14 protein-coding genes are annotated in these 15,283 nt (G+C 62.5%); 1 reads left to right on the top strand and 13 read right to left on the bottom strand.

Features of this window, described 5'->3' with window-relative positions; translation table 11 throughout:
* Positions 1–260 precede the first annotated feature (260 nt).
* From P0D68_RS22995 to P0D68_RS22970, 6 genes are all read right to left on the bottom strand, one after another.
* Positions 261–707, bottom strand: a complete 447-nt coding sequence (locus P0D68_RS22995; protein ID WP_408302253.1) for an SRPBCC family protein — start codon at positions 705–707, stop codon at positions 261–263.
* Positions 708–814: 107 nt separating this feature from the next.
* Entirely contained in the window at positions 815–1,813 is a 999-nt protein-coding gene (lipA, locus tag P0D68_RS22990; RefSeq protein ID WP_408302255.1) for a lipoyl synthase, read from the bottom strand.
* 1 nt (position 1,814) lies between these two features.
* Entirely contained in the window at positions 1,815–2,927 is a 1,113-nt protein-coding gene (locus tag P0D68_RS22985) for an acetoin dehydrogenase dihydrolipoyllysine-residue acetyltransferase subunit (protein WP_408302257.1), read from the bottom strand.
* Between the two features lie 3 nt (positions 2,928–2,930).
* Positions 2,931–3,935 carry an alpha-ketoacid dehydrogenase subunit beta gene (locus tag P0D68_RS22980; RefSeq protein WP_408302259.1) on the bottom strand — a complete coding sequence of 335 codons (1,005 nt, stop codon included), beginning with the start codon at positions 3,933–3,935 and terminating at the stop codon, positions 2,931–2,933.
* Between the two features lie 89 nt (positions 3,936–4,024).
* Positions 4,025–5,008 carry a thiamine pyrophosphate-dependent dehydrogenase E1 component subunit alpha gene (locus P0D68_RS22975; RefSeq protein WP_091803676.1) on the bottom strand — a complete coding sequence of 328 codons (984 nt, stop codon included), beginning with the start codon at positions 5,006–5,008 and terminating at the stop codon, positions 4,025–4,027.
* Positions 5,009–5,048: 40 nt separating this feature from the next.
* The gene (locus P0D68_RS22970; RefSeq protein ID WP_408302261.1) at positions 5,049–6,113 is read right to left on the bottom strand and encodes an ATP-NAD kinase family protein; all 1,065 of its coding nucleotides are present in this window, start codon (positions 6,111–6,113) and stop codon (positions 5,049–5,051) included.
* A 440-nt stretch (positions 6,114–6,553) separates the two neighbouring features.
* On the opposite strand from P0D68_RS22970, the gene P0D68_RS22965 reads away from it, so the two are divergent.
* Positions 6,554–8,518: a sigma-54-dependent Fis family transcriptional regulator gene (locus P0D68_RS22965; RefSeq protein WP_408302263.1), complete on the top strand. Its 1,965-nt coding sequence runs from the start codon at positions 6,554–6,556 to the stop codon at positions 8,516–8,518.
* Between the two features lie 40 nt (positions 8,519–8,558).
* Here the strand turns inward: P0D68_RS22965 and P0D68_RS22960 are convergent, their stop codons facing one another.
* The 7 genes from P0D68_RS22960 to urtA form a co-directional block, all read right to left on the bottom strand.
* The gene (locus P0D68_RS22960; RefSeq protein ID WP_408186432.1) at positions 8,559–8,888 is read right to left on the bottom strand and encodes a zinc ribbon domain-containing protein; all 330 of its coding nucleotides are present in this window, start codon (positions 8,886–8,888) and stop codon (positions 8,559–8,561) included.
* 118 nt (positions 8,889–9,006) lie between these two features.
* Positions 9,007–10,239 carry a formamidase gene (fmdA, locus tag P0D68_RS22955; protein WP_408302266.1) on the bottom strand — a complete coding sequence of 411 codons (1,233 nt, stop codon included), beginning with the start codon at positions 10,237–10,239 and terminating at the stop codon, positions 9,007–9,009.
* Between the two features lie 36 nt (positions 10,240–10,275).
* The gene (gene urtE / locus P0D68_RS22950) at positions 10,276–10,965 is read right to left on the bottom strand and encodes an urea ABC transporter ATP-binding subunit UrtE (protein ID WP_408302268.1); all 690 of its coding nucleotides are present in this window, start codon (positions 10,963–10,965) and stop codon (positions 10,276–10,278) included.
* A 72-nt stretch (positions 10,966–11,037) separates the two neighbouring features.
* A complete protein-coding gene (gene urtD, locus P0D68_RS22945; protein ID WP_091803689.1) occupies positions 11,038–11,781 on the bottom strand; it encodes an urea ABC transporter ATP-binding protein UrtD in 744 nt (247 codons plus the stop codon).
* Positions 11,778–12,941, bottom strand: coding sequence for an urea ABC transporter permease subunit UrtC (gene urtC, locus P0D68_RS22940; RefSeq protein ID WP_408302270.1), 1,164 nt, complete (start codon positions 12,939–12,941; stop codon positions 11,778–11,780). The genes urtD and urtC overlap by 4 nt, the downstream gene beginning before the upstream one ends.
* 60 nt (positions 12,942–13,001) lie before the next feature.
* Positions 13,002–13,919: an urea ABC transporter permease subunit UrtB gene (gene urtB / locus P0D68_RS22935; RefSeq protein WP_091808902.1), complete on the bottom strand. Its 918-nt coding sequence runs from the start codon at positions 13,917–13,919 to the stop codon at positions 13,002–13,004.
* A gap of 74 nt (positions 13,920–13,993) precedes the next feature.
* Positions 13,994–15,259, bottom strand: coding sequence for an urea ABC transporter substrate-binding protein (urtA, locus tag P0D68_RS22930; RefSeq protein WP_091803694.1), 1,266 nt, complete (start codon positions 15,257–15,259; stop codon positions 13,994–13,996).
* Between the last annotated feature and the right edge of the window lie 24 nt (positions 15,260–15,283).

Genomic DNA, 15,283 nt, shown 5'->3' with positions numbered 1-15,283 from the left:
CGCAAATAGCATCTTGATTTGACCTTTGCCAACCCTATAACGTCCAATTGCAAAATTGTTAGCTATTGGCTTTGCCGCGCTCTTGGGCCCGATGTGCTTCGAAATACGAATGCCTTTGCCAGCCCTACGGCGCATCTATCCAATTGGACAGCATGCGCCGGCCGGAACGCGCGTGTAAGCACCTCATAGACCGCGGTTCGGCATAAGCAGTGAATCGCGGTATGAAGGACAGTACCGCGCCCACGTCTATGCCGCCGCAGTCAGCCTGGAATCTCGGGCTCGACCAGCTTGGCCAGTTGAACCAGCGACTCTTGCCAGCCGAGGTAGCACATCTCGACAGGAATGACCTCGGGCACGCCCTCCTGCACGACGGCGAGTTCGGTCCCGCAAGACACGTGCCGCAGTGAAATGGTGGTGATCATCTGGCCGGGCAGGTTCGGATCGTCGAACCGGTCCGTATAGCGGATCTTCTCGGACGGCACCAGCTCGAGGTATTCGCCGCCGAACGAGTGACCGTTGCCGGTGCCGAAGTTACGAAAGGACATCTTGAACGTACCGCCCACCCGCGCGTCCATGTGGTGAACCTGACAGGTAAATCCGTAAGGAGGAAGCCATTTTGCCAGCGCATCGGCTTCGAGGAATGCCCGGTACACGCGTTCGGGAGTAGCGCGCAGGATCCGATGAAGGTTGACGGTTCCGGTAGTCATGGTGTGTTCGCCTTTCACTAAAGAGTTGGACATACTCCTACGACGAACCGGCGCCAGCAATATCGACATGGCAGTGACTCGGGAAAACCCGTAGACTCCAACGGACTTCACCCGTGACCGTTCCCCCGGCCTGCGGCCGTCACCACATCGGCGGCATGATCCGCGTGATACGACGAACGCACCAGCGGCCCCGCTACCACCTCGCGAAAGCCCATTTTCAAACCCTCGTCGCGCCACGAAGCAAACTGCCCTGGCTCGACGTATCGACGCACCGGCATATGAAAGCGCGACGGCGCAAGATACTGGCCGATGGTGAGGATATCGACATCATGCGCGCGCAAATCGCGCATGGTGTCGAGTAATTCCTGGTCGGACTCGCCAAGTCCGACCATCAATCCCGACTTCGTCAATACGGCCCCATTCGCCTGCTTGACGCGCGCGAGCAACGCGAGCGAGCCGCGATAGTCCGCGCCGGCACGCGCGGCCCGATACAGTGACGGCACCGTTTCGATGTTGTGATTGAACACGTCGGGCCACGCCTGCGAGAGTTCGGACAAGGCCCGCTCCACGCGCCCCCTAAAATCCGGCGTCAGCACTTCGACCCGGATGCCCGGTACACGCTCGCGCAGCAACGCGATGCAACTTGCGAAATGTGCGGCGCCGCCGTCGCGCAGATCATCACGATCCACCGAGGTCACCACCACATAGCGAAGACCGAGCGCCGCCACGGCTTCGGCGAGCCTGCGCGGCTCGCCATCGTCCAATGGCTCCGGCCGGCCGTGCGCGACGTCGCAGAACGCACAACGCCGCGTACAGATACCGCCCATGATCATGAACGTGGCGGTGCGCTGTGCAAAACATTCGCCGATGTTCGGGCACATCGCCTCCTCGCACACCGAATGCAATCGATGCTCGCGCAGAATCGCCGCCACGCCGGCAACCGTCTCGCTCATCATCGGCCGCGCATGCAGCCACGGCGGCTTCGGCAAGGCTTCGCCGCCGGCGAGCGGCACGATCTTCACCGGAATTCGCGCGAGTTTGTCGCCACTGCGCTTGCCGTGCTGGCCAAGTGCAGTGACGCTATCGCCATGCAGGGCGGCGTCCATCTCAACGCCCCAGGAAGTCGTTGAGCAGGCGGTTCACCTCCGAGGCCGCCTCCATCTGCACCATATGCCCCTTTCCTTCGAGCACATGAACTCGGATATCGCCCTGGAGTTCCTGTGCGTGCGAAGCCGGAATGATCTGATCCTGAGCACCCCAGATCACCAACGCGCGAGGCACCAACTCCGCAAGCCGGTCGCGATAGTCCGCGCGTTGAGCGTCGCCATCGAAAGCCGACGCGGCAATCTTGCGTAACGTGTCCTGCACGCCTTCGAGCCGCTTGTACTTGACGATGTCTTCCACGAGTTGGCGCGTCACGAGCGTGGGGTCGGCAAACAGCTTCGCCAGGTGCGGCTTGAGCGCGTTGCGATTGCTGCCCTCCGTGAATCCGCTGATGTACCCGCCATTGATTTCATTGCCGAGCCCCGCGCCCGCGATCAGCGAAAGCGACGCGACGCGCGCAGGCGCTCTGGCGGCCACCGTCATGGCCACCAGCGCGCCCATCGAATGACCGACCAGATGAGCGTTGCCGATACCGCGGTCGTCCATGAACGCGATTACGCTATCCGCCAGTTCTTCCGCACTGCCGGTCTCGACCGCTTTGCCGGATTCGCCGTGGCCGGGCAAATCCAGCGCCCACACGGTGCGATGCGCGGCGAGATCGGCATGATTGAAAAGCCAGTTGTTGAGGTCGCCGCCAAAGCCGTGAATCAGCAACGCGGGCGTGCCGCCATCGCCCAGTTTCAGATAGCGCACGGTGCGCCCGCCGATCTGCGCTTTTTCCGGCTGGGGTCCGGATTCGCCGGCCTCGGCGCTCGCCGGCACGAAGTCGCGCTGAAATGCTTCGACCGCCGCGTCGATCTCCGCATCCGCCGCTTCCGCGTCGGCTACCACGGCAAGCAACGCGCCGATCGGCAGCGTGTCGCCCTCCTGCGCGATCTGCCGCCGCAAGATGCCGTCGAACGCGCACTCGACGCCGGACGAAATCTTGTCCGTCTCCACGTCGAGTATTTCCTCGCCTTTGGTGACCTTGTCGCCGATCGCCTTGAGCCAGCCGTTGACCTGCCCCTGCTCCATCGAAAGGCCCCACTTGGGCATCGTAATCATATGGATCGGCATCGCTTAACCTCTCACTTTCAACACGGCGTCGGCGATCTGCCTGGCCGACGGGATATACATATCTTCGAGCACGCCAGCGAACGGCGTGGGCGTATGCGGCGCGGTCACCATTTCGATCGGCGCCTTCAGCGAGCGAAACGCGCGTTGTGCGATGAGTGCGGAGATATCCGTAGCCATCGAGCAGCGCGGATTCGCTTCGTCCACGACCACGACGCGGCCAGTGCGCCTCGCGCTTTCGAGAATGGTCTCTTCGTCCAACGGCGAGGTGGTGCGCAGATCGATGACCTCGACCTCTATGCCGTCTTTCGCGAGTTTTTCCGCGGCCTCGGTGGCGTAATGCACCATGCGGCCGTACGTGACGATCGTGGCGTCGTCCCCGTCCCGTACGATGTTCGCTTCGCCGAACGGAATCGCATACGACTCTTCGGGCACGTCGCCTTCGCGGCTGTATAGCAGCTTGTGCTCGCAGAAAATCACCGGGTCGTTGTCACGAATCGCCTGGATCAGCAGCCCTTTCGCGTCGTACGGTGTGGACGGACACACCACTTTCAGTCCGGGTATGTGCGTAAACAGCGAGGTCAGCATCTGCGAGTGCTGGGCGGCCGCGCGCAAACCAGCGCCCTGCATTGCACGTATCACGACCGGCGTCACCGCCTTGCCGCCGAACATGTAGCGGAACTTGGCGGCCTGATTGAAAATCTGGTCGAAGCACACCCCCATGAAATCGATGAACATCAACTCGGCCACCGGCCGCATGCCGCACGCGGCCGCGCCCACCGCCGCGCCGATATAGCCGCCTTCGGAAAGCGGCGTATCGAGCACGCGGCCCGGATACTTGTGAAACAGGCCTTTCGTGACGCCGAGTACGCCGCCCCACGCATCCTGTTCGCCTGGCGAGCCTGCGCCGCCCGCGTTGTCCTCGCCCATCACGATGACGGTTTCATCGCGGGCCATTTCCTGACTCAGTGCTTCGTTGATTGCCTGAGAAAATGTGATCTTGCGTGCCATGTCTGTCTCCTGGCGACCGGCGTTAGCGCTGTCGCGCCGACTTCGGTTCCGTGAAAGTTTGCGAATCGTTCGGGTTTGCCGCGGACGCGTTACGGATAGGACACGTAGACGTCGCTCAACAGGTCTTCTGCGGTTGGCAGCGGAGCGGCCTTGGCCTCGGTCACGGCGCTATCGATCAACACCTTGACTTCCGCATCGACGCCGCGCAATTGATCCGCGCTGAGCATCTCTGAGCGCACCACGCGTTCCTCGAAACGCTTCAGGCAGTCTTTCTCGTCCCGCAGTTTCTGCACTTCGCCCGGCGCGCGATAGGTTTGCGCATCGCCTTCGAAGTGGCCGAAGTAGCGCGAGAATTTCACTTCGACGAGCGTCGGCCCGCCGCCGTGACGCGCCCGTTCGATCGCCTCGCCAAGCGCCTCATGCACCGCGAAGAAATCGAAGCCGTCCACGATTACGCCTGGCATGCCGAAACCGCTCGCGCGATCGGCAATGTTGTCGGTCGCAACGGACCACGTCGAAGAAGTCGCTTCCGCATAACCGTTGTTCTCCGCGACGAAGATCACCGGCAAGCGCCATACGGACGCGAGATTCATCGATTCGAAGATCACACCCTGATTCGACGCGCCATCGCCGAAGAAACACACGCCCACGCCGCCCGAGTTCTTGTACTTTGCCGCGAGCGCCGCTCCGCAAATCAGCGGGCCGCCCGCGCCGACAATACCGTTCGCGCCGAGCATGCCCTTCGACAGATCGGCGATATGCATCGAGCCGCCTTTGCCGTGGCATACACCGGTCTTGCGGCCATAGATTTCGGCCATCATGCCGCGCACGTCGACACCTTTGGCGATGCAGTGGCCATGACCGCGGTGCGTGGTTGCCACGTAGTCCGCGTCGTTCAGATGCAGCATCGTGCCGACCGCGGACGCTTCCTCGCCCGCATACAGGTGCACGAAACCGGGTATTTCGCCGGTCGCGAATTCCACGTGCAGGCGCTCCTCGAACTCGCGGATCGTGCGCATCATGCGATACGCCTTCAGCAGTTCGTCCTTGCTCAACTCAGTTGAAACCGACATGGTGTGTCTCCTTGGAATGAATGCACTGCTTGCCTACAACCTACGTTTGATGCGCAACCACATTTGCCACTTCACGAACCAGTTGCCGCGACGCCGAGTAGCGCAGCGTGCGTTCGACATCGACGGTGAGCGGCCCGTCCCAATCCAGCGAGATTTCATATTGATCGCCGCGTTCCAGTTCGATTTCGCGCTCGCCGTCGAACGCGAGCGTGCCGTGTTCGGCATCGAGCGGCGTCCAGTTGCCGACTTCGAAACGCTCGCAGGTCCGCATGAAGACCCGCTCGACGCGCCCCGGTGCAATCGGCGCGACCAGCGGCACGCCGGATTCGCCGGGCCGCGCAAAGCGCAGATGCAAACCGTGCGACGCCGTGCGCTCGACGGGCGCCCACGCGCCGCCGATCGACGAGAGCCCGATGCCGTCCGGCGACGCGAAGGTGAGAAAGAGCGTGTCGATATCGGCCGGATCGGATACGGCGCGAGCACCGACGAAGCGTTGCCGGCTCACGCACACATCCACTAAGGCGATCTCTTCACGGCCGCGGTTCGGACCGGCCACGCAGCGCACCACAAGGCGCTTGTTACGCGTGAACGCCACTTCTGGCGGCACCGCGCCGGACGCGGCCAGAGCGCCGGCGAGACCGGCGACCGTCGCCTCGCGCAGATCGGGAAACGCGTTGTTCGTGCCGGTCGACAAGGTCAGCAACGGCACCCTGCCGCAATGCGCGGCCACCGCGCGATGCGTGCCGTCGCCGCCCAGCACCGCAATCAGTTCGACGCCGGCCTGCAGCATGGCGGCGATACCCGCATGCGTGTCCGCGGCGCTATCGGTGATCGGCTGTTCGATGAAATCGACCGCGGGCCAGCGTTGCTGCGCGGCGACCGCCGCATGCGTGTCGAGCGCGCGCAGCAGCAACGCGGCGACGCCGGTCCGGTCGCGCAAGGTCAGCACGCGATCCACGCCGAGCACGCCCAGGCCCGCCAACAGACGAACGACCATGTTGGCTTTCTCGGCTGTCGGAAACACCGATGCGTAGGAGGTAAGGCGGCGAATGTCACGACCCGACGCAGGGTTCGCGATCACGCCGACGGTCACTGGCGATGGCACTGGGCTTGTCTCCTGCCCGCGTCTTGCGCGGACTCATATCTGGAGCGCCGTCTTCGAGCGACGGCACTTTTGTCATGAGCAGAACACTGCAAGGGGTGTGCCAATTTCACCGCGCGAGCGTCGGACCAGGCGAAAGTGCCTTGTTTAAAGGGTCTTGCGCATGGAACACGTTGCGAGGCGGGTTGGTCGCGCCGTGCACCGCAACGCGCGGCGCGTCTCACGTACCGCGTGTGCGACGTGCAGCGGCCGGCATCACTTGCGCACTGAGTCTTGCAAACCCGTGTGCCACCTGCATCGAGGCGATGCGAGACGGCGTCTCATCCCGAGTTGAGACAAACGTCTCACGCGTCTAGCGTGCTGCATTGCAATGTGATTGATGCGGCAGGATGTGCTACAAGAACAGCCTGACCTGACTGCGTGTCGCTCGACCGGAGCCGACCATGCCTTACGTTTCGCAAAACCAGCACGTCGAACGCGTGCGCGGCGCCATCGAAGGACGGCTTCCCGCGCCGGCCGATTCCACGCGCCTCGTATCGTCGTGGCAACGCTCGTTCGAACAATATCGGCTCGATCCCGGTGCGGCGATCGGCCCACGCGTGCTGACGTCCGCCGAATTGCGCGAAGTGCAGGGAAAAGAGGAGGCTTTCCTGCGTGCCTCGGGCCAGTGCCTGAGCCGCCTGCACGACATGATTCGCGTCGCCGACTATTGCGTGATGCTCACGGATGCGCACGGCATCACGATCGACTACCGGATCGAGCGGGAACGCCGCAGCGATTTCAAGCACGCGGGACTGTATATCGGATCATGCTGGTCCGAACGGGAAGAAGGCACGTGTGGCGTGGCAAGCGTACTGACCGATCTCGCGCCGATCACGGTGCATAAGACCGATCACTTTCGCGCCGCCTTCACGACCTTGACCTGCAGCGCCGCGCCGATTTTCGCGCCGACCGGCGAGATGATCGGCGTGCTCGACGCCTCCGCCGTGCGCTCGCCGGATAACCGCGACAGTCAGCGGTTGGTGTTCCAACTGGTGCGTCAGAGTGCCGGCCTGATCGAGGACGGCTATTTCCTCAATCAAACCGCGCAGCACTGGATCCTGTTCGGTCATTCGAGCCGCAACTTCGTCGAGGCGCAACCCGAAGTGCTGATCGCGTTCGACGAATGCGGCAATCTGGTCGCCGCCAATCGCAAGGCGCGCGAGTGCATTCCCGCGTTGAACGGTCCACGCCACATCGACGAAATATTCGACACAGCCGACGTGCACCTGCACGACGTCGCGCGTACCGATGCGATTGTCTGCTTGCGCCTGCGCGCGACGGGCGCCACTTTGTACGCGCGCATTCGTGCGCCGCTCAAACGCGCTTCGCGTGCGACAACCGGCGCGGCGGCCGGTGCCGCGCGGCAACCGCACGGCGGGACTCAGGACGATCTGCAAGTCGGCGCATTGGGCCGTTTTCTGAAAAGTGCCGATGCACGCATCGCGCACAACGCGTCGGTGGCATTGCGCATCATCGGCAAACGGCTGCCGATTCTGATTCTCGGCGAGACCGGCGTCGGCAAGGAAGTCTTCGCGCACGCCGTGCATGATTCGGGCGCGAGACGTACACGGCCATTTATCGCCGTGAATTGCGGGGCGATTCCCGAATCGCTGATCGAGAGCGAACTATTCGGCTACGCGCCCGGCGCCTTTACCGGCGCACGCAGCCGCGGCGCTCGCGGCAAGATCGCGCAGGCGCATACCGGCACGTTGTTTCTCGACGAAATCGGCGATATGCCGCTCAATCTGCAAACACGGCTGCTGCGCGTGCTGGCGGAAGGCGAGGTGATGCCGCTCGGTGGCGATGCGCCCGTGCGCGTCGATATCGACGTGATCTGCGCCACGCACCGCGATCTCGCGCAGATGGTGGCGGAAGGATCGTTCCGCGAAGATCTCTATTACCGCTTGAGCGGCGCCAGCTTGCCGATGCCGCCGTTGCGCGAACGCGCGGATATCGGCGACATGATCGCGGCCGTATTCGACGAAGAAGCGCAAATGGCCGGGCATGTCCTCACGCTCGACCCACGCCTCGCCGAACGCCTCGCGGCCTTCGCATGGCCGGGCAACATTCGCCAGTTACGCAACGTACTGCGTTACGCCTGCGCGATGTGCGATTCCGCGCGCGTTGAATTGCGGCATATCGCGCCGGACGTCGCAGCATTGCTGGCACCCGAGGGCGCGGGCAATCGCGCATTGGCGTCGGCGTTTGCGCAGCAGGACCCGCGCGACGAGCGTACGCGCATTGTCGAAGCGCTGACGCAACATCAATGGCGGCCCAACGCCGCGGCGCAATCACTGGGCATGTCGCGCGCGACCTTATACCGGCGTATCGCGAAACTGGGGATCGTCGGGCCGCATCGCTGCTAATGCTTTTTCCGCAGGCGCCGATAATCCAACGGCACTAGCGTTAGTGGCTGATCATCCATGGCCTGCCCGCGGGATTGGTCTTGAGGCCGCCCGCGGTCGTCGCGCCCTTGGTGCTGCCCGATCCGCATCCACAACCCGGCCCATGCCGGTGCTTGTACTCGCCCGAGCGTTGCGGCGCATGCGCCGAACGCTCGTTGACCTGATGCCCGGCGCGCGCGCTCGCCGCCATCAACGACAACGAAGGCAGGCTCAAGGTGCGTTGCGCCGGCGTGTCACAGGTGGGGCATGCGCAAGGCATGTCGCGCTCGGCCACGCGGCGGATCGCCGCGAATGGGCCGCAGTTCTCGCAACGGTAATCATATGTCGGCATGGTATGGTCCTTGAGTACCTTGATTCGTTCTATCTCCAACGACCGCCGCGCCATGAACAAACTCAACACGGCGGTCTTCCAGCCACGACCCTTTCGGGTGTTTCAACAGCCGCCTACGTCAGACCAGATCCGGTGACAAAGGCAGATCCACGCCGCCGGTAATGTGCTTGACGGGCCCTGCGGAAGTCGGCTGGATATCGAAGTCGAAAATCTGCGTCGGCAACCAGAGCGTCGCGCACGCGTTAGGCACATCCACGACGCCGCTGATATGCCCCTGCACCGGCGCCGTGCCCAGAATCGAGTAAGCCTGAGCGCCCGAGTAACCAAACTTCTTCAGGTACTCGATCGCATTCAGGCACGCCTGACGGTAGGCGATATGCACGTCCAGATAGTGCTGCTTGCCCTGTTCATCGACTGAAATGCCTTCGAAGATCAGGTAGTCGTTATAGTTGGGTGTGATCGGGCTTGGTTTGAAAATCGGGTTCTTGATCCCGTATTTCTCCATGCCGCCTTTGATCAACTCCACCTTCATATGCACCCAGCCGGCCATTTCAATGGCGCCGCAGAAGGTGATTTCACCGTCGCCCTGGCTGAAGTGCAGATCGCCGACGGAAAGACCCGCGCCATCCACGTACACCGGGAAATAAACTTTCGAACCGCGCGACAGGTCCTTGATATCGCAATTGCCGCCATGCTCGCGCGGCGGCACGGTGCGCGAGCCCTCGGCGGCGGCGTTGTCGCGCGCGTCTCCGGCGAGGCGCCCCATGTGCGCCGTGGCGGCGAACGGCGGATTGGCGAGGCCGGGAACGCGTTGCGGGTCGGTGGCGATCAACCCGGCTTCGCGCTCGTTCCAGGTGGCCAGCATCTTCGGATCAGGCAGGCAGCCGATCAGCCCCGGGTGAATCAGGCCCGCGAAATTCACGCCGGGAATATGGCGCGAACTCGTGTAGAGACCATGAAAATCCCAGATCGACTTTTGTGCTTGGGGAAAGTGGTCGGTCAGGAAACCACCGCCATTCTTCTTCGAGAAGAAACCGTTGAAGCCCCATTGGCTCTCCTGCTTCGCGCCGATGTCGAGCAGGTCCACCACCAGCAGATCGCCCGGCTCCGCGCCCTTCACGCCCACCGGTCCCGAGAGGAAGTGCACGATGGAGAGATCGATATCGCGCACGTCGTCGGCACTGTCGTTGTTCTTGATGAAGCCCCCGGTCCAGTCATAGGTCTCCAGAATGAAATCGTCGCCCGGATTGACCCAGCAGGCCATCGGAATATCCGGATGCCAGCGGTTGTGGACGTTCTCGTTGTCGTAGGCCGACTGGTTCAGATCGACCTTGATTAGCGTTTCAGCCATTGCAAACTCTCCTCTTGGAAATTGCAGACAGTCGGCTCACACCGACAGATACTCGCGAATCTTCGCGGTGTCGGCGTCGCTGCGCGTGCTCTCATGCACGAGGCGCCCGCCTTCGATAACGAAGAGCCGGTCAGCCACATCGAGTGCGAAACTCAGGACCTGCTCGGACACGACAATGGTGATGTCCCGCAGCTTGCGAATCTCATTCAACGCGCGCGCAATGTCCTTGATGATGGACGGCTGAATGCCCTCGGTGGGCTCGTCGAGCAACAGCACCTTGGGCTCCGTCACCAGCGCGCGCGCAATCGCCAGTTGTTGCTGCTGACCGCCGGACAGGTTGCCGCCCTTGCGCGAGCGCATCTCATAGAGCACCGGAAAGAGCGCATAGATTTCGTCGGGCACGCGCTTCGTAGGCGAGTTCTCCAGACCGGTCTGGATGTTCTCCTCCACGCTCAAGGTGGAGAAAATCTGCCGCCCCTGTGGCACGTACGCGATACCTTTGGCGACGCGCCGGAAACTTTCATCGCGCGAGACCTCTTCTCCATCCACCTGCACCGAACCCGCCTTGAGCGGCAAAATGCCGATCAGCGACTTGAACAGCGTGGTCTTGCCCATACCGTTGCGTCCCATGATCGCCACGGTCTCGTTGCGGGCGGCGTTGAAGCTGATGCCGTGCAAGGCTTCGCTCTGGCCATAACTGACGAATACGTCGTCGACATTCAACATGCTGGGCTCCTCGTTGCTCGTTTCACGGCCGCCTCCTGTCCAACTCGAGTTTCGTTCGACTTCGTACACGACTCAGTGGCCCAGATAGACATCAATCACGCGTGGGTCGTTTTGCACCTGTTCCATCGCGCCCTCGGCGAGAATCTTTCCCTGGTGCATTACCGTGACCTTGTGGGCGATCTGCTCGACGAAAGCCATGTCATGTTCGATAACGATCATCGAACGGTTCTGGCAGATCCGTTTGAGCAGCTCGGCCGTGACCTCGCGCTCGCGCACGCTCATACCGGCGATCGGCTCGTCGAGCATCAACAGTTCGGGCTCCTGCATCAGCAACATGCCGATTTCCAGCCACTGTTTCTGCCCGTGCGACAGCAAGCCGGCTTCGAGATCGAGCTGACTGGCGAGGCCGATCTCACCAGCCACGCTTCTCACGCGGTCCATCACGTCGTCGGTGCGGCGAAACGCCAGCGCACCGAACACGCCACGTCCTCGCGGAAACGACACTTCGAGGTTCTGAAACACGGAGAGGTTTTCGTAGATAGACGGTGTCTGGAACTTGCGGCCTATCCCTTTTCGCACGCGGCGAAACTCCGGCAACTGCGTCATCTCTTCGTTGCGGAACTTGATGCTGCCGTGGGTCGCACGCGTCTTGCCGCAGATGAGATCGAGCAGCGTGGTCTTGCCCGCGCCGTTCGGTCCGATCACCACGCGCAGCTCGCCGCGATCCACATACAGGTTGAGCGAATCGATCGCCTTGAAGCCGTCGAACGAGACGCTCAGCTCTTCCACAGCCAGCACGAAATCGGTATTGCTCATGAGGCGCTCCTTGCGCCGCGGCGCGCGAGCCACGGCTTCACATGACTGTCGTAGAGACCGGCGAGCCCGTTCGGAAATGCCATCACCACGCCAATGAAGAGCGCAGCCATGAGGAATAGCCACAGGTTCGGAAAGCTCTCCGAAAACCACGTCTTGCCGAGATTGACGAGCACCGCGCCGTAGACCGCACCGACCAGCGACATGCGTCCGCCGACAGCGGCATAGATCACCATTTCAATGGAAGGCACGATCCCCACGAACGACGGTGACATGAAACCCACCTGCAACGTGAACATCGCGCCACCGATCGCGGCCAATATCGCGGCGACGCAGAACGCGAACACTTTGAACATGGCCACGTCGTAGCCCGAAAAACGCACGCGGTCTTCCTTGTCGCGCATGGCGAGCAGCAGCGTGCCGAGCTTGCTGCGCTGGATTTGCCGGCAACAGAGAATTGCCACCAGCAGCAGGACGGCATTGACGAAGTACAGGATCAGCTTCGCACCGTCGCCGCGAATGTCCCATCCGAGCAGCGTACGCAAATCCGTGATGCCGTTCACACCGCCCGTATACCCTTGCTGGCCGATGATCAGCACCGAAAGAATCAGCGCCACCGCCTGCGTGATGATGGCGAAGTACACGCCGCCCACGCGCCGCTTGAACATGGCAAAGCCCACCACGAACGCCAGCGCGCACGGTACGACCACCACCGCCGCGAGCGCGAACGGCAGCGAATGAAACGGCTTCCACCAGAACGGCAAAGCGGTGAGCTGGTTCCAGTCCATGAAGTCGGGAATGCCGGGCGTCGACTGGATTTTCGTGCTGATCGGGTCGGAGGCTTCGAGCTTGAGGAACATGGCCATGCAGTAGCCGCCGAGGCCGAAGAACACCCCTTGCCCGAGGCTCAGCACGCCGCCGTACCCCCACGCCATCACGAGGCCGACGGCAACGAACGCGTAGGTCAGGTACTTGCCCATCAGGTTCAGACGGAACACGTCGAGCGCGAGCGGAAACACCACGAGAATCAGCGCTGCCAGCACGGCGATGCTGCCGTAGCCATCGGTTGTCAGCCAGCGCCACAGCGCGGGCCGCAGGCCGGCGCGCCCGGCTGCATGATCCGGCGAGGCGGGCACGCCGGCGGAAGGGTTCAGCGGGTCCATATGCGTTTCTCCGGGCTGAAGCAATTGATAGGTCGGTTCAGAGGCGCACTCAATGAAAGATCACGCACGGCGCACCTTCGACGCGAAAAGTCCTTGCGGCCGGAGCATCAGCACGATCACGATGGTCAACAGCGTCACCACGCGCGCCGACGAACCCGTCATGAAGAACTCGCTGATCGACTGCATCTGCGCAATGCCGAACGCGGACGCCACCGTGCCAAGCAGGCTCGCGGCGCCGCCGAACGTCACCACGAGGAACGAATCGACGATGTAGAGCGATCCGCTGGTCGGCCCGGTGGAACCGATCGCGGTGAACGCCGCGCCCGCGACGCCCGCCATGCCGCAGCCGATCGCAAAGGTCAACCGGTCGGTCTTGCGTGTGTCGATGCCCGCGGCATTCGCCATCTGACGGTTCGCCACCGTGGCCCGCACACGCAGGCCCCAGCGCGAGCGGTATAGCGCCAGCAGCACGCCGCCTGTCATGAGCACAGCGAGGCTCATCACGAAGAGGCCGTTGATCGGAATGTCGAGGCCCGGCTTCGGCGACCATGAGCCCATCAGCCAGTCGGGCAAAGTCGGGCTCACTTCTTTCGGACCGAACACCGAGCGGAATACCTGCTGCATGCCGAGGCTCAGCCCCCAGGTGGCCAACAAGGTGTCGAGCGGGCGCCGGTATAGATGACGGATCAACGCCCACTCCGCGACCCAGCCTGCCGCGAACGCCAGCGCGAAAGCCGCACAAATGGCGAGCGGGAAATACACGGGCGCGAAGCCGTGCCAATAGTTGTCGGCCAGCTGCGAAAACATATAGATCGTGTACGCGCCGATCGTCATGAATTCGCCGTGCGCCATATTGATGACGCCCATCTGGCCGAAGATCACCGCCAGCCCCAGCCCCATCAGCAGCAACACGCTGAAAAGGCTCAAGCCCGCGAAACCCTGCATCAGCGTGATGTTAAGAATGTCCGAAGCCGACATGTCGCTCTCCTCGAATTGATCGGCGCGCGCTCGCACTGCGGCGAGCGCGCTGCACTCGTGGCTTGCCGCGGTGATTACTGGTAGCCCTTCGGGAACGGATTGGGCTCGATCAGATCCGGCGATTCCGCGACCACCTTGAACTGGCCGTCGGCCTGTGCCTGACCGATGCGCGTGCGGCTCCACAGGTGATGGTTCGCGTGGATCTTCACGTAGCCTTCGGGTGCGGTCTTCAATTCGATGCCGGGCGAGGCCGCCACCACCTTGTCGACGTCGAAGCTGCCGGCCTTCTCCACCGCCGCTTTCCAGAGCCATGGCCCGAGGTAGGCCGCCTGGGTCACGTCGCCGATCACGGATTTCGGTCCGTATTTCGCCTTGAATGCCGCAACGAATTTCTTGTTGTTGTCGTTCTCGAGCGATTCGAAATACTTCATGGCCGAATAGAAGCCTGCGAAGTTTTCGCCGCCAATGCCGAGCACTTCGTCTTCCGTCACCGAGATGGTCAGCAGGAACTGCTTGTCCGCGGTGATGCCCGCCGCTTTGAGCTGCTTGTAGAACGCCACGTTCGAACCGCCGACGATGATCGCGTAGATGCAATCCGGCTTGGCGATCTTGATCTTGTTGATCAGCGAATTGAAGTTGGTGGTGCCGAGCGGGTAGTACTCCTCGCCGACCACCTTGCAGCCGGTCAGATGCTGCTCGATGTGCTTGCGCGCAATCTTGTTCGAGGTGCGCGGCCAGATGTAATCCGAGCCGATCAGGAAGAAGCTCTTGGCCTTCTTCGTCTGGTTCGCCCAGTTCAGCCCCCAGAGAATCTGTTGCGTCGCTTCCTGGCCGGTGTAGAACACGTTGTGCGACTGCTCAAGGCCCTCGTAGAAGGTCGGGTAGTACAGCAGGCCGTTGTCGCGTTCGAAAATCGGCAACACGGCCTTGCGCGAGGCCGATGTCCAGCAGCCGAACACGGCGGCGACGTGATCGTTCTCCAGCAGCTTCTTCGACTTTTCAGCGAAGGTGGGCCAGTCGGATGCACCGTCTTCCTGAATGACCTTGATCTGGCGGCCAAGAATACCGCCCGCCGAATTGATCTGTTCGATCGCCAGCCGCTCGGCCTGAATCGAGCCGGTTTCGGAGATCGCCATCGTGCCGGTCGCCGAGTGCAACTGCCCCACCGTCACTTCGGTATCGGTGACGGCAAGGTGCGTGGTGTTGACCTTCGCGGTCGGATACTGCTGGGCCCGCGCGATGCCGGACATGGCCAGCGCGGGCGCGGCAGCGAGCCCCATCAGCAGTTTGCGGCGCAGCGCCGAGGGCATGCCGGACTCGTTCTGATCATCGTGTGACATCGAATTCTCCTTGTAGTCGTGGTC

The organism is Paraburkholderia sp. RL17-380-BIE-A (genome assembly GCF_046028085.1).
GTDB lineage: Bacteria > Pseudomonadota > Gammaproteobacteria > Burkholderiales > Burkholderiaceae > Paraburkholderia.
Note: the sequence above shows the minus strand (reverse complement) of the source record. Positions and strands in the feature narration are given on the sequence as shown.